General features: G+C 58.6%; 24 protein-coding genes. 13 read left to right on the forward strand and 11 right to left on the reverse strand.

Annotation, left to right across the window (positions count from 1 at the left end; translation table 11 throughout):
* The first annotated feature begins 1 nt into the window (after position 1).
* Together SIB92_RS15180 and SIB92_RS15185 are read left to right on the forward strand one after the other, a co-directional pair.
* Complete coding sequence (locus SIB92_RS15180) at positions 2–2,452, forward strand: response regulator (RefSeq protein ID WP_412552833.1); 2,451 nt, start codon at positions 2–4, stop codon at positions 2,450–2,452.
* 59 nt (positions 2,453–2,511) lie between these two features.
* On the forward strand, positions 2,512–3,750 hold the full coding sequence (locus tag SIB92_RS15185; protein ID WP_412552834.1) for an NAD(P)/FAD-dependent oxidoreductase: 1,239 nt from the start codon (positions 2,512–2,514) through the stop codon (positions 3,748–3,750).
* Between the two features lie 63 nt (positions 3,751–3,813).
* On the opposite strand, the gene SIB92_RS15190 is transcribed toward SIB92_RS15185, so the two are convergent.
* The 3 genes from SIB92_RS15190 to SIB92_RS15200 form a co-directional block, all read right to left on the reverse strand.
* Entirely contained in the window at positions 3,814–5,310 is a 1,497-nt protein-coding gene (locus SIB92_RS15190) for a heme biosynthesis protein HemY (protein WP_412552835.1), read from the reverse strand.
* Positions 5,311–5,320: 10 nt separating this feature from the next.
* Positions 5,321–6,643: a COG4223 family protein gene (locus SIB92_RS15195; protein ID WP_412552836.1), complete on the reverse strand. Its 1,323-nt coding sequence runs from the start codon at positions 6,641–6,643 to the stop codon at positions 5,321–5,323.
* Positions 6,644–6,716: 73 nt separating this feature from the next.
* Entirely contained in the window at positions 6,717–7,412 is a 696-nt protein-coding gene (locus SIB92_RS15200; RefSeq protein ID WP_412552837.1) for a uroporphyrinogen-III synthase, read from the reverse strand.
* Positions 7,413–7,493: 81 nt separating this feature from the next.
* On the opposite strand from SIB92_RS15200, the gene tsaD reads away from it, so the two are divergent.
* The 5 genes from tsaD to SIB92_RS15225 are packed head-to-tail and all read left to right on the forward strand — an operon-like array spanning position 7,494 to position 10,679.
* Positions 7,494–8,591 carry a tRNA (adenosine(37)-N6)-threonylcarbamoyltransferase complex transferase subunit TsaD gene (tsaD, locus tag SIB92_RS15205; protein WP_412552838.1) on the forward strand — a complete coding sequence of 366 codons (1,098 nt, stop codon included), beginning with the start codon at positions 7,494–7,496 and terminating at the stop codon, positions 8,589–8,591.
* The gene (locus SIB92_RS15210) at positions 8,588–9,541 is read left to right on the forward strand and encodes an NAD(P)H-dependent glycerol-3-phosphate dehydrogenase (protein ID WP_412552839.1); all 954 of its coding nucleotides are present in this window, start codon (positions 8,588–8,590) and stop codon (positions 9,539–9,541) included. Before tsaD ends, SIB92_RS15210 begins: the two co-directional genes overlap by 4 nt.
* Positions 9,542–9,543: 2 nt before the next feature.
* Positions 9,544–9,819 carry a YciI family protein gene (locus tag SIB92_RS15215; protein ID WP_412555848.1) on the forward strand — a complete coding sequence of 92 codons (276 nt, stop codon included), beginning with the start codon at positions 9,544–9,546 and terminating at the stop codon, positions 9,817–9,819.
* Positions 9,819–10,238, forward strand: coding sequence for an EVE domain-containing protein (locus SIB92_RS15220; protein ID WP_412552840.1), 420 nt, complete (start codon positions 9,819–9,821; stop codon positions 10,236–10,238). The genes SIB92_RS15215 and SIB92_RS15220 overlap by 1 nt, the downstream gene beginning before the upstream one ends.
* A gap of 45 nt (positions 10,239–10,283) precedes the next feature.
* Positions 10,284–10,679 carry a DUF1761 domain-containing protein gene (locus SIB92_RS15225; protein ID WP_412552841.1) on the forward strand — a complete coding sequence of 132 codons (396 nt, stop codon included), beginning with the start codon at positions 10,284–10,286 and terminating at the stop codon, positions 10,677–10,679.
* A gap of 336 nt (positions 10,680–11,015) precedes the next feature.
* Here the strand turns inward: SIB92_RS15225 and SIB92_RS15230 are convergent, their stop codons facing one another.
* The gene (locus tag SIB92_RS15230) at positions 11,016–11,357 is read right to left on the reverse strand and encodes a DUF2853 family protein (protein WP_168591231.1); all 342 of its coding nucleotides are present in this window, start codon (positions 11,355–11,357) and stop codon (positions 11,016–11,018) included.
* A gap of 200 nt (positions 11,358–11,557) precedes the next feature.
* On the opposite strand from SIB92_RS15230, the gene SIB92_RS15235 reads away from it, so the two are divergent.
* Together SIB92_RS15235 and SIB92_RS15240 are read left to right on the forward strand one after the other, a co-directional pair.
* The gene (locus SIB92_RS15235) at positions 11,558–12,556 is read left to right on the forward strand and encodes a Gfo/Idh/MocA family protein (RefSeq protein WP_412552842.1); all 999 of its coding nucleotides are present in this window, start codon (positions 11,558–11,560) and stop codon (positions 12,554–12,556) included.
* Positions 12,553–12,969: a VOC family protein gene (locus tag SIB92_RS15240; RefSeq protein WP_412552843.1), complete on the forward strand. Its 417-nt coding sequence runs from the start codon at positions 12,553–12,555 to the stop codon at positions 12,967–12,969. The genes SIB92_RS15235 and SIB92_RS15240 overlap by 4 nt, the downstream gene beginning before the upstream one ends.
* A 541-nt stretch (positions 12,970–13,510) precedes the next feature.
* Here the strand turns inward: SIB92_RS15240 and ahcY are convergent.
* The 4 genes from ahcY to SIB92_RS15260 form a co-directional block, all read right to left on the reverse strand.
* Positions 13,511–14,896 carry an adenosylhomocysteinase gene (gene ahcY / locus SIB92_RS15245; protein WP_412552844.1) on the reverse strand — a complete coding sequence of 462 codons (1,386 nt, stop codon included), beginning with the start codon at positions 14,894–14,896 and terminating at the stop codon, positions 13,511–13,513.
* Positions 14,897–14,964: 68 nt separating this feature from the next.
* Positions 14,965–15,282: a hypothetical protein gene (locus tag SIB92_RS15250; protein ID WP_412552845.1), complete on the reverse strand. Its 318-nt coding sequence runs from the start codon at positions 15,280–15,282 to the stop codon at positions 14,965–14,967.
* A 438-nt stretch (positions 15,283–15,720) separates the two neighbouring features.
* A complete protein-coding gene (locus SIB92_RS15255; RefSeq protein ID WP_412552846.1) occupies positions 15,721–16,101 on the reverse strand; it encodes a hypothetical protein in 381 nt (126 codons plus the stop codon).
* Between the two features lie 124 nt (positions 16,102–16,225).
* A complete protein-coding gene (locus SIB92_RS15260; protein WP_412552847.1) occupies positions 16,226–16,501 on the reverse strand; it encodes a hypothetical protein in 276 nt (91 codons plus the stop codon).
* 105 nt (positions 16,502–16,606) lie between these two features.
* On the opposite strand from SIB92_RS15260, the gene SIB92_RS15265 reads away from it, so the two are divergent.
* Positions 16,607–17,170, forward strand: a complete 564-nt coding sequence (locus tag SIB92_RS15265) for a hypothetical protein (protein ID WP_412555849.1) — start codon at positions 16,607–16,609, stop codon at positions 17,168–17,170.
* 30 nt (positions 17,171–17,200) lie between these two features.
* Positions 17,201–17,692, forward strand: coding sequence for an N-acetyltransferase family protein (locus tag SIB92_RS15270; protein WP_412552848.1), 492 nt, complete (start codon positions 17,201–17,203; stop codon positions 17,690–17,692).
* A 24-nt stretch (positions 17,693–17,716) separates the two neighbouring features.
* Here SIB92_RS15270 and SIB92_RS15275 read toward each other — a convergent pair whose 3' ends face one another.
* Together SIB92_RS15275 and SIB92_RS15280 are read right to left on the reverse strand one after the other, a co-directional pair.
* Positions 17,717–18,067, reverse strand: a complete 351-nt coding sequence (locus SIB92_RS15275) for a hypothetical protein (RefSeq protein ID WP_412552849.1) — start codon at positions 18,065–18,067, stop codon at positions 17,717–17,719.
* A gap of 99 nt (positions 18,068–18,166) precedes the next feature.
* Positions 18,167–18,622, reverse strand: coding sequence for an Lrp/AsnC family transcriptional regulator (locus SIB92_RS15280; RefSeq protein WP_412552850.1), 456 nt, complete (start codon positions 18,620–18,622; stop codon positions 18,167–18,169).
* Between the two features lie 155 nt (positions 18,623–18,777).
* Between SIB92_RS15280 and SIB92_RS15285 the strand changes: the two genes are divergently transcribed.
* Both SIB92_RS15285 and SIB92_RS15290 read left to right on the forward strand, forming a co-directional pair.
* The gene (locus tag SIB92_RS15285) at positions 18,778–19,824 is read left to right on the forward strand and encodes a Glu/Leu/Phe/Val family dehydrogenase (protein ID WP_412552851.1); all 1,047 of its coding nucleotides are present in this window, start codon (positions 18,778–18,780) and stop codon (positions 19,822–19,824) included.
* A 374-nt stretch (positions 19,825–20,198) separates the two neighbouring features.
* The gene (locus tag SIB92_RS15290; protein ID WP_412552852.1) at positions 20,199–22,280 is read left to right on the forward strand and encodes a methyl-accepting chemotaxis protein; all 2,082 of its coding nucleotides are present in this window, start codon (positions 20,199–20,201) and stop codon (positions 22,278–22,280) included.
* 122 nt (positions 22,281–22,402) lie between these two features.
* Here the strand turns inward: SIB92_RS15290 and SIB92_RS15295 are convergent, their stop codons facing one another.
* Entirely contained in the window at positions 22,403–22,957 is a 555-nt protein-coding gene (locus SIB92_RS15295) for an ActR/PrrA/RegA family redox response regulator transcription factor (protein WP_164643671.1), read from the reverse strand.
* Positions 22,958–23,002: the final 45 nt, after the last annotated feature.

Here is a 23,002-nt window from a genome sequence, read left to right on the forward strand (position 1 = left end):
CATGGCCGCAGCTGACGACAAAACCAACAGCCGCATGTCCAAAATGCGCAAGTCCCTGACCTATGGTCTTGGGCGGCGGATGACCTTGTACTTCGGGTTAATGATCGGGGCCTTTGTCTCGACCCTGATCTATCTGAACACCATCACACAGCTGGAACTGGTGCACACCCGCTTCTCGGAGCGCTCGGACTCGCTTGGCATTCTGATTCAGGAAGTCACGCTGCCTTACCTGTTTGAGGGCCGCCCTGCCGAACTCGACATCATCTACCAGGAACTGATGCGCCAGCCCGACATCCTGTCCTTGCGCTTCATCGACCCCGAAGGCTTCCTGCTGGTGAACGGTTCGTCCGAAGGCAACGCGCTGTTTCTTGGCCGCGTCGAAGACCCGCTGGTCACAGAAGCCGTCGCCTCCGAAACCACTCATATCCGCAACTTAGAGGGTCGCATTCAAGTCGCGGTTCCTGCGATCTATGGCAATGTGAACTACGGCACCATCCGTTTTGATCTGGACGGCACCGCCGCCAACCGCGAGGTCAATCTGGTGCTGCGCCGCAACCTGATGTTTGGCGTGTTTTTCACCCTCACCGGCATCCTGCTGTCGATCTGGATCTCGCGCCGTCTGACCGAACCGCTGGCCCGCCTCAACAGCGCCACCGAACGCGCCGCCAAAGGCAACCTGAACCAATCCATCGTGATCCGCACCAACGACGAGGTCGAAAGCCTCGCCGACAGCTTCAACCTGATGCTGGGCAACCTGCGCGCCTGGGTGAAATCCCTGGAAGACACGCAAACCAAACTCGAGATTTCCTCCGACGATCTGAACGCCAAAAACGCAGAGCTTCAGGTGGTCGCAGAACAGGCCAAAACCGCCGAACGGGCCAAATCGCAATTCCTGGCCCGCATGAGCCACGAAATCCGCACCCCGATGAATGGCGTGTTGGGCATGACGGAGCTGTTGTCAGACACCGACCTGACCGCCAACCAACTGGGCCTGGTGGATTCCATCCACACCTCCGGCACCACCCTGCTCAACATCATCAACGACATTCTGGACTTCTCTAAAATCGACAGCGGTCACATGACCCTGCGCGACGAGCCTTACCGCCCTCTGGAGCTGGTGGAGAACACCGCCCAGATGCTGTCCTATCAGGCCGGCCAGGCAGGTGTAGACCTCATCACCCGTGTGGAACCGGACCTACCCAAATCGCTGCTTGGCGATGAATCCCGCCTCAAGCAGGTCATCATCAACCTTGTTGGCAACGCCCTAAAGTTCACCGACGAAGGCTACGTGCTGATCAATGCCACCCTCAAGGACGAGAACGGCAAGCCCTTTATGCAAGTCGATGTCTGTGACACCGGCTGCGGCATTCCCGAAGAAAAGCTGGCCACGGTCTTTGACCAGTTCACGCAAGTGGATGGCTCCTACAGCCGCAAGCATCAGGGCACAGGTCTGGGGCTGGCCATCGCCAAAGGCTTTGTGGAGCTTATGGGCGGTCGCATCTGGGTGAAATCCACTGTCGGCACCGGCACGACCTTCACCTTCAACGTGCCACTGGTGCAACCAGACACACCGCTGCCGGCTCTCACTATCGACAGCGCCAACCTCAACGACATGAAAGTTCTTGTGCTGCAATCGGAACCAACAGCGCTGTTTGTGATGAATGAAGTGATGTCATCCTGGAACGGTCAGGTGGCCACTTTTGAATCCGCAAAAGAGGCACTGGAAAGCCTGCATGAAGCAGCAACCAACGGCGTGCCATATGATGTCGTGCTGACGGAAATGGGACTCCCGGACATGGACCGTGAGGATTTGTTCCGCTCCATCCATCAAATCCTTGGGGATGCGCACACACGCGTGGTTGCGCTGCGCCCGATGGACGATGCCATCCATCAAAACGGGTCCGAACACAGTTTTACAGACTGCGAAGTGATCAAGCCGGTTCAAACTGCAAAACTTCTCGAGGCGCTGACCAAGCCACAAAAGGCACAAACCCGCCGGAAAGCGGACCAGGAAACGCAGGACACCCTGCCATCCAACGGCACCTCGCAGAAACGCGTTGCCACAGAACTCACCGAGCCGGTCTCCGACAAGACCATTTTGATCGTGGACGACAACAAGACCAATCGGAAGCTGATTGAAATTTTCCTCAACCGGTTGGGGGTTACGCACCACTCGGCCAGCGACGGCGAACAGGCGGTCGAATGCTATCGCGACGTCCACCCGGATCTGGTGCTGATGGACGTCTCCATGCCGGTGATGAACGGTCTGGACGCCACCCGTGAAATCCGCCGCCTCGAAGGGGCCAACGGTGATTTTCGTTCCCATATCATTGGACTCACCGCCCATTCCGCGCCGGAAGACCGCGCCGCCTGTCTGGACAGCGGCATGAACGCCCATATGGCCAAGCCGATCAAACTCGCTCAACTCAAAGCTGTGATCTCACAACTCTGATTGCAAAGCTGCGCGGCCCTTGGCAACACTGTCCCCAAGACGATTGAGGGGACAGAAACATGCCGCGAAATGTGGTGGTGATCGGAGCAGGCATCGTGGGCGCATCCACCGCGTTGTGGTTGCGCCGCGCAGGGCACAATGTCACCCTTCTGGACAAGAACACCCCCGGCATGGGCGCCTCCTTTGGCAACGCCTGCCTGTTGGCGAGCTGCGCCGTGGTGCCCAACGCCACGCCGGGCCTTTTGACCAAGGCCCCCGGCTACCTCCTGAACCCCAACTTCCCGCTGTTTCTGAAATGGGCCAACCTGCCACGTCTCACCCCGTGGTTCCTGAAATACCTCGGCTTCGCCAATGACACAGATGCCCGTCGGTTTACCCATGTGCTGGCAGATCTGATTGGTGACAGCGTGGATCAACACAAGGCGCTCGCCAAAGGCACCGCCGCCGAAAGTTTCATTGCCGACACGGATTACCTCTACGCCTACAAAGACCGCGCCGCCTTTGAGGCCGACGCGTACACCTGGAACCTGCGCGCCAGCGTCGGCTTTGTCCCAGACATCATCGAAGGCCGCGCCGTGCAGGAACTGGAGCCCATTCTGGACGCCCAAACCTCCTTCCTCGCGGTGAACAAAGACCACGGCTACATCCTCAACCCCGCGGGCTATGTGCAGGCTTTGGTGGACACATTCACCGGCATGGGCGGGTGTTTTGTGCAAGCCGAGGTGCGTGACTTTGATCTCTCCGGCGGGCAGGTCACCGCCGTGATGACCGATCAGGGCCAGTTTGACTGTGACCGCGCCGTGCTTTCCTCCGGCATCTGGTCCAAGCCCTTGATGCGCAAACTGGGCTTTACCGTCCCGCTGGAAACCGAACGCGGCTATCACATCACCTTCAAAGAGCCGTCGATCCGCCCCAACCACCCGATGATGATTGCCTCCGCCAAATTTGTCGCCACACCGATGCAGCACGGCCTGCGCTGCGCCGGCATTGTGGAGTTTGGCGACCTGTCGGAGAAGAAATCCAAAGCCCCGCTGGCCCTGTTGCGTCGCCGCGTGGCTGAAGTCTTCCCGACAATGACCTCCGAGAGCGACGAAGAATGGCTTGGCTTCCGCCCGTCCCTTCCAGACAGCCTGCCGATGGTGGGTGAGATTGGCCAAAGCGGTGTCTACGCTGCCTTTGGCCACCAACACGTGGGCCTCACCGGCGGCGCCAAAACTGGACGGCTGGTGGCCGATCTGATTTCCGACACGCCGCCTAACATCGATCTCTCACCGGTGAGCCCAATGCGGTTTTCCTGACGCCCAAACCAAAACAACGCCGCCCAAAGGCGACGCTGCTTCGATGTCTCTCAAGCTTAAGCCTTAAGCAGACTTAAGCTCTTCTTTCGGAGTTTCCTCAGCCTCCGCAGGGGCCTCCGTGGCCTCACCTTCGACCACATCAGCCTCTTCCGCGTCCTCAGCCTCCGCCTCGGAATGATCCTCCAACGCGCCGATGATCAGCGGCAACATCGCCGCGCCGGTTTCGCTCAACCCTTCGGTCTCTGGCGGCGCGGTCCAGCTCAGCGTGTCAAAGCTGTGGCAATTGTCACAGGTCGGCGCCCACTCCGCATGGATGTTGTGGCAGGTGTCACAGACCCACTGCGGCCCACGCGGTGCGCTCAGCGCCTTGGCCAGATAACCTTTCACCACCGCATCATTTGCACCTTCGCCGCGCTCAATCGCCGCCATAATGGTCAACGACCGCTGCGTCGCGTCAGTCTCCACCAGATCGCCCAGTGCACGCCGCGCCTCCGGGAAATCCTCCGCCGCAATGTACAGCTCCGCCATCAGCATCTTGGTTTCGGCATGGCTGGCGGTATTCTTGGTCAGGGTTTTAAACCGCTTGATCCGCGCCTCTGGGGTTTCCTCTGGCGCAATCTCGGCAAAGGCCGCCGCCAAATCCGGGTGCGGCTGCGCATCCCAAGCCTTCTTGATCAGACGCGTGGCATTGCGCGGCTTGCCTTTCGCCACATAGCCCCGCGCCGCCATCACTGCCGCCGGGATCAGGTCCGGTGACAAGCGGTTGGCCTCAATCGCCTGTTCCTGCGTCTCGATGCTCGCATCTTCCGCAATCAACTCTTTGGCTTCAGACAGCGCCAAAACCGCATCACGACGGCGATGCACGTCGCGGGGCAAAGTGCCATGGCGCAGCTTCGCATTTAACGTGCCCCGCGCACCTTTCCAGTCTTTGCTCTCGGTCTGCAATCGCAGCAGCGTGTCCTGCACCTCAACATGGCGTGGCTTTAACGCAAAGGCATTCTCCGCCAACTTCAGCGCCACCTCGGTGTTTCCGGCCTCCAGCTTCTGCTTCATCAGCCCACGAATACCAACAAACCGCGTGCCTTCGTTCTGCAACAGCTTCTTGTAGGTCTCTTCCGCCTTCTTGGTGTCGCCGCTCATCTCGGCCGCCTGCGCCACAATCAGGTTGGTCAGCTCCGGCTTGTGCAGTTTCTTTTCTGCCAGCCGTGCCTTTTCCATCGCCGTACGCCCCTCGCCAGAGGCCAGCGCAGTCACACTATCCGCCAGCGCCTGATAGCCCTTCTTTTCCCGGTTACGGTCAAAATAGCGGCTGATCGCGGTTTCATCGCCGTTCAGGAACTTCAGCGTCGCCACCAACAGGCCCAGCGCCTTGATGAACAGCCAGACCGCAGCCACCAGCGCGATCAACGCCAAAGCGGTCTGAAACGGCCCAAGGCTGTATTCAACCCCAGCCACGGTGACCATCACCCCGCCTTCGCTTTCCAGCAGGTAAATCGAGCCAAAGGTCAGCCCAGCGACAATGGCAACAAACGCAATAATTTTGATCAGGGACCAGAGCATAAAACGACCCTCAGTTGGAGTTTAGGGTTTGCGCCAGATCTTCGGCGGCTTGCGTGGCGGCGACACGGGTCTGCGCTTGCGCCACCCAGTCTGCCATCACGTTTTTTGGCCCCTCGGCCAGTGTATCCAGTTCGGTAAGCGCCACGGTCAGATCACCGGCTTTCAACGCCGCTTCGGCCCGGCTCAGAACAGCATCCGTATCAGAGCCTTCGCGTGCCTCAACAGAACGCGCGCCAAACTGTGTCTTCAGGAAATTGCCCAGCTTGTTGCCGGTGCCCGCATCCACTTTGTCTTCGCGCGCCTTGGCCAAGGCCCCGCGCGCCGCCTCCGGATAGCTTTCGATCAGCGCCGACAGGGTGATCACGCCGCTGTCCGCATGATCTTCCAGCACCGCCGCAACGCTTTCCCCAGTGGAAGACCGCAGATCCACCACGGCCGCACGATACGGCGCACCACTTTCCAGCGCCGCCACTATGCGTGTGACAGACGAACGCGCCAAAGCCGCTTTCGCGGACAAGTCGGCCTTGTCTTTCAGCTCCGCCGCCTCAGCCTTCTGTGCCGCGACCAAATCCTTGAGGTCTTTGACTTCACGCTCATAGGCCGCAATCGCCGCCGCGTTCAGACCTTCGCTCAACGGACGTTTCTCAATCTCAGAAAGCCGTGCTTCCAATGTCGCCACGGCCTCAGACACCGTGCCCAGCTCGGTGGTATAAGCCGACAGGACCTCTTCCATCTTCGCAACCAGCGCCGCCGCCTCGCCAGAGGCAGCCTGCGCGCCGTTGGACACGTCAACGGACTTGGCCAGCTTTTCATTCAAAGCCGCAAGCGCATCATCCTGCGCCGCCAACTTGGCCGTCATCTCGCTGAGCGCCGCATCCGTATCCGCGCCCAACCCAAGCTGGTCGCCAAAATACACCGCACCGCCAAATCCAATCACCGCCGCAATCACACCGCCAAACACCATAGGCACAAAGCCACCCTTGCGCTCTGGCTCCTGTGCGGTTGCCGTAGGCGCAGCGGTGTCCGCCACCGGGTCGTCTACGGGAGCCTCGGCGTCCACCGCTTCAGAACCTTCCGCCTCTACGGTATCAACTTCTGCATCCGCGTCATCTTTAGGCTCTTCAATCTCTACGGGAGCCTCATCAGACTCATCGCCATCCGCAGCGTCGCTGGCCGCGTCCACATCGCTGTCATCTGACACCCCAACCGGCGCAGTCTCTTCGACAATTTCCGCGTCCTCGACCACATCTTCTGCGTCGGCTTGCGTATCGGTCTGATCCTGTTGATCAACCTGATCTTTGCTTGGCTTGTCCGATTTATCCGTGGTTCCCACAGGTCACCCTTTCGAATCCGTTTTTTGCAAATGCAGCACCAATCTAGGCGAGCAATCCTTGCGCCTCAATGCGTCACCCTGCGTCTAACAGTCTCGCCACCGCATTTGCCATGGCCTTTGCCTCTTTTTTCTCCGCCAAAACAACTGTTTCCACAGGCAACTCCCCCAATGCAACCGCCACGGCCTCACTCATCACAACCACATGAAGCGGCGCGTGATACGGCCCTTGCTCGGCAAATTGGGCTGCTGCGCGCGGCGAAAAAAGGGGAACTATCACCGGATTCTCCCGCATTAGCGCCTGTTTTGCCTGCTCTGACAATGAATGTGCCTTTTGGCGATAGACCACCACATCGTCGGTTTTAATCCCGACTTTGGTCAAACGCCCGGCCAGATCGCCGCGCGCAACTTCGCCGCGAATGTGCAGCAAAGGCCCTTCCGGGGCATCGGCCAAAACCCGCGCATAAAGCGACTCCGCATCGCCATCCGCCGCCACAGCGCGCCAACCTTTAGCCCGCGCTGCCATCGCCGTCGCCTCCCCAACGCACCAAGCAGGCATGTCGTATCCCACAACCGCCGCCACCGCGTTGCGCGAACTGAATATCACGCCTGAGGCATTGGTCAGGTCCACGTCAGCCTCGGTGGGCACAATCTCCACAATCGGTGAAAATGCGACCTCTGCGGTGATCCCCATATCCGCCAACAAACCGGCAAACCCCTCTGCATCGGCCAAAGGCCGGGTCAGCAAGATCAAAGGGGTCACATCCGCCATAAGGCCCACCACGGTTGTTTGAGGCGCCCTGTGGTGTTACCTGCCAACAAACCTCCGCGCAACGGCAAGGACCTGTGACACATGGACGGCCCGCTCACCATTCTTGGCATTGAAAGCAGCTGCGATGACACTGCCGCCGCCATCCTGCACCAACCCATTGTGGGTGACGCTGAGATTCTGGCTTCTGTTGTGCATGGCCAAACCGATCTGCACGCGCCCTTTGGCGGCGTCGTGCCGGAAATCGCCGCCCGCGCCCACGCGGAAAAGGTGGACCTCTGCGTTGAGGAGGCGCTCCTGGCCGCCAATGTGTCCCTGAAAGATGTGGACGCCATCGCCGTCACAGCTGGCCCCGGCCTCATCGGCGGTGTGATCTCCGGCGTGATGTGCGCCAAAGGCCTCTCCGCAAGCCTGGGCATTCCGCTCATCGGCGTAAACCACCTCGCCGGTCACGCCCTAACTCCACGCCTCACCGATCAGGTGGCCTTTCCTTACCTGATGCTTTTGGTCTCCGGCGGCCATTGCCAATTCCTGATCGCCCACGGGCCTGAGGAGTTCACCCGCCTCGGCGGCACCATCGACGATGCCCCCGGCGAAGCCTTTGACAAAACCGCGCGCCTGCTGGGCCTGCCCCAACCCGGCGGCCCCGCCGTCCAGGCCGAAGCTGCCAAAGGCGACCCAAAACGCTTCCGCTTCCCACGCCCGCTTCTGGACCGCCCCGGCTGCGACATGTCCTTCTCTGGCCTCAAGACCGCTCTCCTGCGTCAGCGTGATGCTATCATCGCTGAGCAAGGCGGCCTGCCCGTGCAGGACCGCGCCGACATGTGCGCGGGCTTTCAGGCCGCTGTTGTCGATGTGCTCGCCGAGAAAACCCGCCGCGCGCTTGACATCTATCTGGCCGAAACTCCGTCCGAACCATTGCTAGCCGTCGCAGGTGGCGTCGCGGCAAACACCGCCATTCGGGCCGAGTTAGAGACTGTTTGCACCGACAAAGGTGTGACTTTCACCGCGCCTCCATTGGCGCTTTGCACCGACAACGCCGCAATGATCGCTTATGCCGGTCTGGAGCGCTACCGCACCGGCGCGCGAGACGGCATGGATCTCTCTGCCCGTCCGCGCTGGCCGCTAGATCAAACCGCCCCCGCGCTTTTGGGCAGCGGCAAAAAAGGAGCCAAAGCATGATCTCCGTTCTTGGCTCCGGCGCCTTTGGTACCGCCCTCGCAATTGCCTTCGCCAAAGGCGGCGACGATGTGACCCTCTGGGCCCGTAATGCCGACGCTGCGCAAACCATGCGCGACACCGGTGAAAACCCCCGTCTGCCAGGTGTGAAGCTTCCAAAAACAGTCTCTCTGACAGCCAAATTTGCCGACGCGCTCACCGATGTGGTCCTGCTGGCTGTCCCTATGCAAAAGCTGCGCGACCTGTTGGAAACCCACCCAGAACTCTCCGACCGCACCCTCATCGCCTGCTGCAAAGGTGTCGAACTTGGCACGCAATTGGGTCCTGTCGCTGTGATCCGCGACGTGCTGCCTGACGCCACGCCTGCCATTCTCACCGGACCCAGCTTTGCCGCCGACATCGCCCGCGGTCTGCCAACGGCACTGACCTTGGCGGTCCCGGACGAAAACACCGGAAAGGCGCTGCAACAGAGACTGATTTCACCCAACCTGCGCATCTACCGTACCACCGACACCGTCGGCGCAGAGCTTGGCGGCGCGCTCAAAAACGTGATTGCCATCGCCTGCGGCATCGCCATTGGCGCAGGTCTCGGTGACAGCGCCCGTGCCGCCCTGATGACCCGCGGCTATGCCGAGATGAAACGCATGGCCCAAGCGCTTGGTGCCAAGCCCGACACACTTTCAGGTTTGTCCGGCTTTGGCGACCTCACCCTGACTTGCTCTTCGGAACAATCGCGCAACTACCGCTTTGGCCTCACGCTGGGACGTGGCGAAGCCTTTGATCCAAGCATCACCGTCGAAGGCGCGGCCACCGCGCGCGCCGCCCTCGCTCGTTCAAACGCCATGCAGGTCGACATGCCCATCACCCAAGCCGTCGTCGCCATCCTGGATGGGGGCTTGCAAATCAGTGACGCCATGGAAATGCTGCTCACAAGACCACCAAAAAAGGAATGAACATGCTGGTTGCCCTGATCGCCAAAGACAAACCCGGCGCACTAGAGATCCGCAAAGCCAACCGCGACGCGCACGTCGCCTATCTCAAGGATTCCGGAGACACCATTATGATGGCTGGTCCCTTCCTCGATGACGCCGGTGACATGTGCGGCTCCCTGATCATTCTGAACGTCGCCGATATGGCCGAGGCCGAAGCCTGGGCCGCCGGCGACCCCTACAAAGCCGCCGATCTCTTCGCCTCTGTTGAGCTCAAAGCTTGGAACAAGGTGCTGGGTTGATGCGCTATTGGCTGTTCAAATCCGAACCCTCCACATGGAGCTGGGACCAACAGGTTGCCAAAGGCGAGGCGGGCGAGGAATGGGACGGCGTGCGCAACTACCAAGCGCGCAACTTTATGCGAGAGATGGCCGTGGGCGACCGTGGCTTTTTCTACCATTCGCAGAAAGAAAAATCCGTGGTGGGCATTGTCGAAGTCTGCGCCGAGGCCCACCAAGACAGCACCACGGATGACGCCCGTTGGGAGTGTGTCGACATCAAAGCCGTCGCGCCCGTGAAAAAACCGGTCACGCTCGACATGATCAAGGCCGACCCGCGACTGGCGGACATGGTGCTGGTCAAAAACTCCCGCCTGTCGGTGCAACCCGTCACCGAAGACGAGTGGGCGATCATCCTAGAACTAGGTGGTTCTCAAAGCTGAAAATCTGGGCATACTCTCCCCACTAACGCGAACGGGGAGGGTTCCATGGAAATTCTATCAGTGCTGGCCGCAGCGCTGGCATCTTATGTGGTTGGCTCGGTCTGGTACATGACCTTGGCCAAACCTTGGATGAAAGCGGCAGAGATCGAAACCGACGAGTCCGGCCGCCCGGCCAACGCCAGTGACCCGCTGCCCTACATCACCGCCTTTGTCTGTGCTGTTGTGGTCGCGGGCATGATGCGCCACGTGTTTTCCCTGTCCGGCATCGACACCATCGGCGCCGGTCTGATCGCTGGCCTGGGCGTCGGTCTCTTTATGGCCGCCCCATGGATTGTGACCAACTACAGCTTTGCAGGCCGCAATCGCGCTCTGATGTTGATCGATGGCGGATATGCCGCGCTTGGCTGCGCCACCATGGGCGTGGTGCTGACGCTGTTCTGAACAGAGCGTCCCAAAAACAAAAGGCGCCGCTCCTCAAAGAGCCGCGCCAACAGTCCGTAGGGAAATCATTCTGGGAAATAAAACATAGGGGGCCTGTCTCCGCTCCAGCCAGACCCCCTATGCACCCCGCGTGTATCCCATACCACCACACGCGACTTTCTAATCCTTAGGGTCCGGCCATCCTAGCCCGACACAACATGTGTAGCCCAACTGAACCAAGCGGTTCAATTATCAAGTATCTACAATCCGAGCAGTTCCCGCAGCACTTTCGCAACCAAACGAAAAACGCGCCCGAAACCCTCAGGTCCCGGACGCGCCAAACCGCGAGTGGTGGTTTTACCCGTAGTGGGCCTCTTTGCCGAAATGTTTCGTCAGCATGTAGTAAACAACAGCCCGGTACTTGTTACGCTCAGACTTGCCGTAAGTCTCAATCACAGAGTGGATGGCATCCATCAGTTCAGGACCATCGCTCATACCCAACTTCTTGATGAGAAAGTTGTTTTTCACAGTTTCCAGTTCCTCTGGCTGGGAGCCAGCAACAGTGGACGCGTCATCATTGTAAATCGCAGGACCACAGCCGATGGTAACCTTTTCCAACAGCGTCATGTCCGGCTCAATGCCACATTTGTTCTTCAGATCGTCCGCGTATTTCGCGATCAACTCGTCCCGTTTGCCCATCAGATATTCTCCCAATTGTCGATAAATGCGCTCAAAGTTAGGGTCAGCGCGGTGTGCTTGAAGCCTTACTTACAGTTGACGTACACGTCACTTAAGGGGAAAGACCACGCCCGTTCCCCCTTAGCACAGATCCCGCTGGTCATTTGAAGAATCACTGCCTAGGGTGGCGCTCTTGGCAATTCATGACACAGGAGCACACGATGCTGCGTTGGGGTATTCTTGGAACCGGCTTCATTTCGCACGCGATGCTCGGCGCCATTCGCGCTAGCGACGGCTCGACCGTGGCCATGCTGTGTGGCCGCAACGAAACCGCGCTGTCCGAGCTTGCCGCCCAATATGGCGTCACCCACACGACCACGGATCAAGCCGAGCTTTTGGCCAATCCGGATGTGGACGTGATCTACATCGCCCTGCCCAACCACCTGCACCGCGCCGCCACCGAAGCCGCTTTGACCGCTGGCAAGCCCGTGCTCTGCGAAAAGTCCCTGACCACCACGATGGAAGATGCCCACGCGCTGATCGCCTCTGTGCAAGCTGCGAACATCTTCTTTGCCGAAGGTCTGATGTATCTCGCGCATCCGTTTATGCAGCAGCTGGTCACGGTCCTGCGCGATCCTTCCGTAGGCGACCTGCGCTCCGTCTCCGGCTTCTACGCCGCCGACATCTGGCAAGTGGTCAACCCTGCCGGCGGTGGCACGCTCTACAACCTCGGCTGCTACCCCGCGTCCCTCTTGCATCTGGTGGTGCAAACCATGTGTGGCGAAGACGCCTTTGCTTCCCGATCCATCGCCGCTTTTGGCAACATCGGCAAAGACAGCACACTGCAAGACGCCAGCCTCTCCTTGCGCTTTGACAACGGCGTGCTTGCCAACCTGCACAGCACCGACGGCCACGGCATGGCGCACGCCTTCACCATCGTGACCACCAAAGGCACGCTACGTTTCGCCACAAATCCGTGGCTGCCCGAAGCGGGTGAAAATCGGATGATCTGGCAGCCTTATGATGGCCCCGCCCGTGACATCGTGGTCGAAACCAAGCACGACGCCTTTTATCACCAGGTCAAAATGGTCGAGCGCGCGCTGGCAATGGGTGCCAAAGAAGCGCCACGCCCCTCCCCACGACTATCCGACAGTCTCGAAGTCATGCAGTTCCTGACAGACTGGGAAACAGCCGCGCTCAATCAGGACACCACCCAATGATCGGCTACGTGTGTGTCGGCTCCAACGACATCCCCCGCGCCAAACGCTTTTACGCCGCGGTCCTACCTGCACTGGGCTACAGCGTGAAAGAAGGCCCCGAAGGCCTCAGCTACGCCCTGCCTGTTCCCGAAGGCCAACGGCCATTGCTACCCGACTTCTACGTGAAACCGCCGTTTGACGGCAAAACCGCCTCGGTTGGCAACGGCACCATGGTCGCCTTCGAGGCCACAAGCCAAGCGCAGGTCCGCAGCCTGCACACCGCCGCCCTCGCTGCCGGTGGCACAAACGAAGGTTTACCCGGTTTTCGCCCCGACTACGGCCCAAACTTCTACGTCAGCTACCTGCGCGATCCCGACAACAACAAAATCGCGATTTATTCAAGCGATCCAAAGGAGCCTGGGCGGGACGGGTGACACTGTCTCAGAACTCATTTCGCTCAAAAAGGGTGAACACATGCTTGGCGTTTCTAAGCACAAAACTCAGCCTACTTGTTCCGTAGTCACACTGATCTTTCCAAAGTGTCGGATTGCGCTTTGCCGGGAGCGGACAAACCGATAGAATTGACGTCATGTACTTTCAACTCTCAGTGTTTCTGGCTTCTATCCTTCGATATACAAAAAGTGCGTACCTCTGGGTCACAGATGGCTTTTTCAGGATTGTGGCAGCTGTGTTCACCTTGGTTTTCGTTACCGTGATCGTGACCCTATTTGTTGGAAGTATCGGTGGAAACCTATACTGGAAACTTGGTTTTTTCTCCCTGGGATCATTGGCGGCAGTTCATATTGCCATGCAAGCGAAGAAGTTCATGTAAGTTAGCGCAGGGTGTTACGCCTGCCTTGCTACTTCAATCGAAATTCCCGCGGCTTAGCTAACCTAAACTCCAATTTTTGAGACTAAACCAAAAACGGCGCCCCAATCCGGGACGCCGCTCTCAATTTCAGTCACTAACTAAGCTTAATAGCGGTAATGCTCCGGCTTGAACGGACCCTCGGTGCCGACACCGATATAGTCCGCCTGATCCTTGCTGAGCTTGGACAGCTTCGCACCCACTTTCGCAAGGTGCAGCGCCGCCACTTTCTCATCCAGATGCTTGGGCAGGATGTAGACTTCGTTGTTGTACTGCTCGCCTTTGGTGAACAGCTCGATCTGCGCCAGCACCTGGTTGGTGAAGCTTGCAGACATCACAAACGACGGGTGACCGGTGGCATTACCGAGGTTCAGCAGACGGCCCTCAGACAGCAGGATCATGCGGTTGCCGGATGGCATCTCGATCATGTCCACTTGCTCTTTGATGTTGGTCCACTTGTGGTTCTTCAGGTTTGCCACCTGAATTTCGTTGTCGAAGTGGCCGATGTTGCCAACAATCGCCATGTCCTTCATCTCGCGCATGTGCTCGATACGGATCACGTCTTTGTTGCCGGTGGTGGTGATGAAGATATCGGCGGTCGCCGCTTCGTCTTCCAGCGTGGTCACTTCAAAGCCGTCCATCGCCGCTTGCAGCGCACAGATCGGGTCAACCTCGGTCACCTTCACCCGCGCACCTGCGCCGCGCAGCGAAGCGGCAGAACCTTTGCCCACGTCGCCATAGCCACAAACAACCGCCACTTTACCGGCCATCATCGTGTCAGTCGCGCGGCGGATGCCGTCCACAAGGCTCTCTTTACAGCCGTATTTGTTGTCAAACTTGGACTTGGTCACGGAGTCATTCACGTTGATCGCCGGGAAAGGCAGCTCGCCTTTTTTCACCAGATCATACAGGCGGTGCACGCCGGTGGTGGTTTCCTCGGACACACCCTGGATCGCGTCGCGGGTTTTGGTGAACCAGCCGGGGCTCTCCGCCATGCGCTTCGCGATCTGCTTGTGAATGACTTCTTCTTCCTCAGAACCCGGCACGCCGAGGTCTTCGCCCGCTTCCGCCTTGGCACCAAGCAACACATAGAGTGTCGCATCGCCACCATCGTCGAGGATCATGTTCGGGCCATCGGCAAACAAGAACGACTTGTCCAGATAATCCCAGTGCTCTTCCAGAGACTGACCTTTGATCGCAAACACAGGGATGCCTGCTTTGGCAATCGCCGCCGCCGCGTGGTCCTGTGTGGAGAAGATGTTGCAGCTCGCCCAGCGCACATCCGCGCCCAGCTCCACCAGCGTCTCAATCAGTACCGCGGTCTGAATGGTCATGTGCAGCGAGCCAACAATGCGCGCACCAGCCAGTGGTTTCTTATCGCCATACTCTTCGCGCAGCGCCATCAGGCCTGGCATCTCAGTTTCGGCAATATCCAGTTCCTTGCGGCCAAACTCGGCCAGGGAAATGTCTTTAACAGTGTAATCGGTCGCCATTGCGCCCAGCTCCTTACGGGTTTGCTTTGGCGACCAGATAACACTCAGAAGGCCTTTCTACAACGTTACTAGCCTTCGATTCCTTCGGGCGGCAGCACCGCCTCTTGCTGAAACCAGTCCGTTCCGGCGGCCAAGATGCAGGACACCCCCTGCGCATTGGTCATGATCACCGTAAATGTCCCGGTTTTCTCTGATGACCACACCTCTAGCATCGTCATCTTATTGTCGTGGCTGCCTTGTAGCCCGCCAGCCACCATGGCTTCAGCGTATTTGCTCTGCAAACGCTTCACCACGAGGTCTCTGTCCGCACATCCGGCGGCGAACGCGGGTGGGGCTGCTGCGGCCATGCCAAACAGCAAGGCTGCTCCTACTACTCTCTTAAACATAGCACTCTCCTTTCTCGCGCAATTCGGCCCATTGGGCACAAAACATTGAGGTTTGGAGAGGGGGACACGCGGGAGGAAGCCGATGTAGAAACGTGCCCCCCTCGCTAGTAACGTCGGTATCGCGGTGCGCTTTTTCAAAACACGCCTGATCACGTTGTTTTGTGGCAGCACGTGATCCCGACTACCAAATAGGGTGCGCCTCAAATATGGCCAAAATGTGACGACGCCTCATTTTGCAGCAAACCGTTGGGTTTGAAGGTCAGCTTCCCCTGACTGTTAAGACTTCCGAAACCAAGGTATAAGAAACCTTTATTTATTAGGTTTTTGGTCATGAATTTCCCGCCACTAAGGGCCATGTTTCGGTCTGCTTTCTTCATCCCTGCCGTCTTGCTGATGGGCACAGTTATCGTACTCGTGAGTTCGGTTGTTTCCGTCCAACTATGACGGCAACCGATCAAAGTCCGATTTCATCCGCGCCAGCGGTGGACGGGGTGTGCCTGGAAGCAACATGGCGTCCAGATACTTCGGGTTTGCCCAATCATCCCAAGCTCTGAGCCCATAGCAGGCGCAAAGGAACTTCGTGACATTGCGTCCACCAAAGATTTCTGTGCCGATGAACCCAGCTTTGTGCGCGGCGTGGAGGTCTACAAAGCCTTCAATTGGCAAAATCGGCGCGCTGCTGACCCTTTGCCATTCCGGCATTCTGAAGCTGTCCGCCGTGACAAACTGCACTGAAATCACGTCCCTCTGATCCAGTTCTTCGACGTGACTATGCTCGTGCAGCGGCACCATCGTAAAGGCACAGAGATAGCTTCCCATTGCATCAGCTTCGTAAGACAACACTTGGGCAACAACACAAAAGCCCTCAAGCAACTCAATGGAAAATATTTCACCGGGCAAGACTGGCTCACCTCCCGGGAACCAGTCCCTCACGGCATCGGCTTCAATGCCCCGTGAGTCCACGCTCTTGATAGATCCAATCGACGAGAACCTTCCAAGGAACCAATTCATCTGGTCTCTCGCAAAACAGATCAGCAACCGTAACAATCTGGGTCTCCGCATCAATTTCCAAACCAATTACATTGCCGGTCCATGACGTCTCGCCTTTTTCAAAAAATTGCTTGGTCAAAAATCGCACCAACCAACCGGCGTTGTCTTCGCTGAATTCAATAAGCAGGTACTCTTTCGCTACCTTGGACAGCATAATGAGTTCTTTCACAAATTTTCCTTTACCAATAAACTGCTTACCGAGGCGGCGCGCAATTTGGCAACACCTCGGATTGAGTGAACGGGAGGCACCCTTTTGGCACGAGCATGGCAGCGTATGTTGTCCGGTCGCAGGCTGGACCTGCTGGACCCCACCCCCGTGGACATCGAAATCGAAGACATCGCCCACGGGTTGGCCTTTGTGGCGCGTTGGAACGGACAAACCCACGGTGATTTTGCCTATTCCGTGGCCGAACATTCCCTGCTGGTCGAAGAGCTTTATGGCCGGATGTACAAATCCGCCACGCCCAAAACCCGGCTGACCGCGCTGCTGCATGACGCGCCGGAATATGTGATTGGCGACATGATCTCCCCGGTGAAAGCCGCGGTGGGTCCGGAATATGAAACGCTTGATGACCGGTTGATGGCCGCGATCCACATCCGCTTTGGCCTGCCTGCTGAAACGCCCAAGCGGCTCAAAGCACAGATCAAAAAGGCGGACAAAGTCTCCGCTTGGATGGAGGCCACGCAAATCGCCGGTTTTTCGGTACCCGAAGCCAACAAACTGTTTGGCATCCCGGACCCGAAAATCATCGACGGCCTGTCCATCCGCCTGCGCCCACCTGTGGAAGTCCGCACCGATTACACCACCCGCGTTGAAACCCTTCTGGCCGCACTTTAGGCCTGTTTAGTCACTAATACCGAGTTATCCATGTCCCAAATCACCATCCAAAAAGGCAGCCCCGTAGACCTGCGTCAAACCGCAGAGCTGCTCAACGAAATCATCGACATCGGCGGCACCACCGCCATGACCAATCCGATGTCGCGCGATGATCTGGAAGGCTGGTTGATGGCCAATCAGGACTGCAGCACATGGCATGTGGCTCTGACAGAAGGCGGCGACCTCCTTGGCTTCCAATGGATCGGCCCATGGGGGGATTTGCCGCCCGAAGCCTGTGGCATTGGCACATTTGTAAAAGCAGGCCGCACAGGTCTTGGCATTGGTTCCAAACTGTTTGAGGCCAGCGTAAAGGCCGCCCGCGCTTTGGGCTACACATGGATGGACGCTGAAATCCGCGCCGATAACGAAGGCGGTCTGGCCTACTACCAAAGCCGCGGCTTTGAAAACTACAAACGCAAAGATGGCGTGGTTTTGGAGGACGGCACCAAGGTGTCAAAAATCCACAAGCGGTATGATCTCTGAAGACCCGTCCCCCAACGTGATCTGTTACCTGATGGTATAAACCGGTGAGGTGCTGCCATCTGTCCGGTTAAACACCACGGTGCCATCTCCTTTGAACTCCGGCACGCTACAGAACTCCCGGCCCACCAGCCGCTCCGGCGACGTAAACACACTACAGGCCTGCTTTGCGTTGGCCTTGTAGGTGCCAACAACCGGCTCCCCGCCAATCTCACCACCCATTGTGCCATCCGCATTTACCGTGAGGTATGACCCGTCTTTGGTCACCAGGTCCTTGCCAATCAAACTGTCCATCACGGTGCCCTCATCGCCGGATGTCGACATACAGCCGCCCAGGGCCAGCGCCAAAATTGCAGGTGTCGCAAGTGCTTTCATCATAATTCTATTCCACTTAATTCAATGTCACCCACCTCAATTGTGGGCGCGTAGAGTAGAGCACCATATTTCCACTTAAGCGAGATTTTTCTCTGCCGCAGTCTACATCGCCGGCAGCACATCCCGCCGCACCAAGGCCCGCAGGGCGAAGTTGCTCCGCATATTGCGCACGCCTTTCACCTTCATCAGCCGATGCTCCAGAAACGCATCAAACGCGTCCAGGTCCGCCGCCACAACGCGCAATAGGAAATCTCGTGAGCCGGTCATGAGATAACACTCCATGACCTCCTCAAACCCGCGCACCGCCCGTTCAAACTCTTTGATCCGGTCCGCGCCTTGGGTTTCCAGCTCCACCGACACGAAGATCGTCACCGGAACCCCCATTTTCCGCGGGTCCACCCGCGCGCCATAGCCGGTGATCACCCCATCCGCCTGCAGCCGCTCCAACCGCCGCGCACAGGGCGTGGCCGACAACCCCACCTGCTCTGCCAGCTCCCCAATCTTCATGCGCCCGTCCAGTTGCAGCGCCCGCACGATTCTACGATCAATGGCATCCATAGGGAAAATCTCCAAAAGTTAACCATATTCGGCGCATTATCTCCAAGATTCACCCGTCCGCATAGGTGCATTTGGAGAAAACCTCTGTCGATCCTGTGTCAATTTGCCGCCACTTCGCGCCTGGGACACAGCGACAAGAACAAAGGAAACGTCCAATGCAAATCACCCGCCTGGCCACCCCCACCCATGAAGCCGTTTTGCGCGTACATGACGCCAGCATTGGCCTCACCGGTTTTATTGCGGTGCATTCGACCAAACTTGGCCCGGCCGCGGGTGGCCTACGGATGCGTCCTTACGACAGTGAAGACGCCGCATTGACCGACGCGCTGCGCCTGTCTGAGGGCATGACCTACAAAAACGCCGCCGCAGGCCTGCCCTTGGGTGGCGGCAAGGCTGTCATCATTGGCGACGCTTCGGCCAAAACTTCCGCTCAACTGCTGACCTTCGCCCGCGCCATCAACACGCTCGAAGGTGACTACTGGACCGCCGAAGACATGGGCATGAGCCCTTCGGACATGGCGCTTCTGGCCACAGAAACCAAATATGTCGCCGGTCTGCCAGATGGCCCGTACGCCTCCGGCGATCCCTCGCCAATCACCGCGCGCGGCATCTTTGAATCGATCAAAGTCACCGCCAAACACCGCTTTGGCACCAATGTCCTGACCGGCCGCACCGTCGCCGTGCAAGGTTTGGGTCACGTTGGTACCTATCTTTGCGACTTCCTGCACAACGCCGGCGCTAAACTGATCCTGGCAGACATCGACGCCAAACGCGTCGCGGAGCTGGCCTCCAAGTATGACGCGCAGACCGCTGGCCCGGACGAGATCCTGACCGTGAAAGCAGACATCCTGGCCCCCTGTGCCATCGGCGCCATTCTGAACGCGGACAGCATTGCCAAGCTCAACGTCGCAGCCGTCTGTGGCGGCGCCAACAACCAGCTGGCCACTGCAGAGGATGGCGCCCGCCTGCACGCCCGCGGTATCCTCTATGCGCCGGATTTCGTCGCCAACGCCGGCGGCATCATCAACGTCGCCACCGAAGTGCTCGCCATCGACAACCGGGCCGCGTATGTCGACGAAAAGCTGGCTGCCGTGGAAAACACGCTCGACCGCATCTTCGCCCGCGCCAAGACCATGGATTGCAGCCCGGCGGATGTTGCTGTGGCCATCGTGGACGAGATGCTTGCAGACAAAGCCGCCTAAACCATAACCCCATGATAATCGTCCCCTCTCCTGGGTGGGACGTTCCGGTTCTTTTTGAACCCACTGCCCGGCCCCTGCGGCCGGGTTTTTCGTGGTTGGGCTGCCTCATCCGCCGATGGATCACAAAAACGTGAAAATTCCTAAGGTTTTCTTACTCAAAAGATGCACGTGAAAAGTGCATTTCTCCACGCCGTTCAATCCGTTTTTGAAACAATCACTTAGCAAAACAAGCCGCTCAGATGCCTGTTTAGGGTGCACATCCCTCTCACCACAGACGCTTTGTCGACAATTCTCACTTTAAGACAGTGTTCAACTTCCCCTGCCTAGGACCACCACAGGCACTTTCAGATTCGATCCAAAATCTGGGGAAACATATGTCACTAAAATCGCAAATACTCGCAATAATTCTCGCGCCGCTTCTGGCTCTGACAGTCGTCGGCGGCCTCAAAACGCAATCCGACTGGACCCGAAGCCAAAACGCCAACAAGGCGCAAATCATCTCCTCCGACGCCACATCCCTATTGGGGGTCGTACACGCCCTTCAGGTAGAGCGCGGCCTCTCCGCAGGTTTCCTTTCCTCAAGCGAAGCCAAGACGCTCACCGACACCCTCAAAGAGGCGCGCACAGCCACCGACACCGCCATTGCCGCAGTACCGGACACGGCAAAAGCACCACTCCTTGCAACGGAACCGCTCGCTTCTCTACGCCCCGGTGTCGCCAACAAATCCCTAAAGCTCAGCGCCATGGGCGCGGGCTATTCCGACATGATCGCGCAGATCCTCGAAGACGTCAGCAGCACGCTCCTGCATCAGAACAGCGCCCAGCTTGAACAGATCAGCGCAGGCCTGGTGAACATGACCTACGCCAAGGAAATGGCCGGACAACAACGCGCCGCTGGGGCCGTAGGTTTTGCCCAAGGCTCTTTCCCGCCCCCAGTCTACCAATGGTTCGCAGAAACCGGCGCAGCAGAAACCCGGCTGCTGGACATCGCCGCCTTGTCGCTCAAATACCATCTGCCGGACGTGGATCTGCGCGCTGGCCTTGCGCCCACAGGCTTGCCCGAAATCCGCACCGCCGTTCTCAAGGCCGGAGCAGGAGGTGAGGTGCCCAGCCTCACTGCCAAAGACTGGTTTGGGCGGGCAACAGACTGGATCACATCTCTTCGGGATCTCGAAATCAGGATCGCCGATCACATGAATGCGGTCGCAGTAGAGGAAGCCAACGCGGCTCAGGCCACTCTGCGGATCACTTTGGCGGTTGGCGCGCTGAGCACCCTGCTCAGCCTGTTGATTGGCTTCCGTCTGATCCGGGCGTTCACCACCCAATTCAAGCAACTTCAGGCCGACATGGACAAGCTGGCGCACAAACAATTTGATTTTGTCCCGGCCAACCTCAACGCCAAAAACGAAGTAGGACACCTGAACCAGTCTCTGGAACAAACCCGCATCGCGCTGGAACAAGCGGAGCAGCGCCTTCAGGCCAGCGAAGATGCACGCGTTAAGGACCGTGGCGCATTTGTTGCGCAACTGGATGAAGGTCTGGCGCGGTTGGCCAACGGTGATCTCGACTGCACCTTGGAGGAACCTTTCTCCGGGGAGTACGAAACCCTCCGGATCAGCTTCAATCAGTCTCTAACACGCCTGAGAACAACCATCTCAGAGGTTCTGGACGCCGCCAATAACATGACAATCGGCGCCGCCGAAATCAGCCAGGCCGCGGATCACCTGTCCAAACGCACTGAAAGTCAGGCAGCAACGCTGGAAGAAACAGCCGCCGCGCTCGAAGAACTGACCAACTCGGTGCAATCTTCCGCAAACGGGGCGCGCAGTGTGGAAACCACCATGTCACACGCCCGTTCTGAAGCCGAGGCCAGCGGGACCATTGTGCAAAATGCCGTGGATGCCATGGCGGAAATTGAAAAATCGTCTGAGAAGATTGCGCAGATCATCAGCGTGATTGACGACATCGCCTTCCAGACAAACCTGCTGGCCCTAAACGCCGGTGTCGAAGCCGCCCGCGCGGGTGAGCATGGCCGCGGTTTTGCTGTGGTTGCCCAGGAGGTCCGGCATCTGGCTTTGAACTCCGCGGATGCGGCCACAGAGATCAAATCCCTGATCACCGACAGTTCCGCACATGTGCAGCATGGTGTGGGTCTTGTGGGCGACGCAGGTCACGCCCTCAACAGCATTGTGGATCGGGTGAACGAGATTTCCCGCTTGGTCAGCGGCATCGCCTCCGGAACAGTGGAGCAAGCCACCGGCCTCAAAGAGATCAACACCAACGTGCATCAACTCGACGACGTGACCCAGAAGAACGCCGCCATGGTCGAGGAGTCCACCGCCGCCGGGCACCTGTTGCACACCGATGCCACCAAGCTCTCCAACCTGATGGGGCAGTTCAACACAGGCGATCACGCGATGGCGCCAGACGAGCTGGACATACGACAGGCGTCTTAGGCCCCCAAAAGCATCAAACCCGGCCAATTGGGCCGGGTTTGTTAACACTTGGCGCACCTCCGCAAAACAGTCGTGATACCGACACGATACCGACGTTGTTTTGGGCGCGCTTGGCTGCCGCCTTAACGCGGCGACCGCTTCGCCAAAATCCGCTGCAACGTCCGGCGGTGCATGTTCAGCCGACGCGCGGTTTCGCTCACGTTCCGATCGCACAATTCATAGACCCGCTGGATATGCTCCCAGCGCACACGGTCCGCACTCATCGGGTTCTCCGGCGGCGGTGGAAGCTCATCCGGCCCGCTCAGAAGCGCGTTCATCACATCCGTCGCATCCGCTGGTTTGCTGAGGTAATCGGTCGCCCCAATCTTCACCGCAGCCACCGCCGTCGCAATCGCGCCGTAGCCTGTCAGCACGACAACCCGGCTGTCCGCCCGCTTCTCGCGAATGACCTCGACAACGTCCAATCCATTGCCGTCACCAAGGCGCAGATCCACCACGGCGTAGGCCGGTGGACGGGCTGTGGCAATCGCTTGCCCCGCCGCAACGGACCCGGCCGTCTCCACCTCAAAACCGCGTTTTTCCATGGCCTTAGCAAGACGGCGCAGAAACGGCTCGTCGTCATCTACCAACAGAAGTGATTTGTCCGGCCCGATCTCCGACAGCGCGTTTTCCGTCATGTGCCTGTTCCCCACTGCGTCTTTGAACAAGTATTAGCGCCCCTA

It is taken from the genome of Shimia sp. MIT1388 (assembly GCF_047124445.1).
In the GTDB taxonomy this organism is placed as follows: domain Bacteria; phylum Pseudomonadota; class Alphaproteobacteria; order Rhodobacterales; family Rhodobacteraceae; genus Shimia.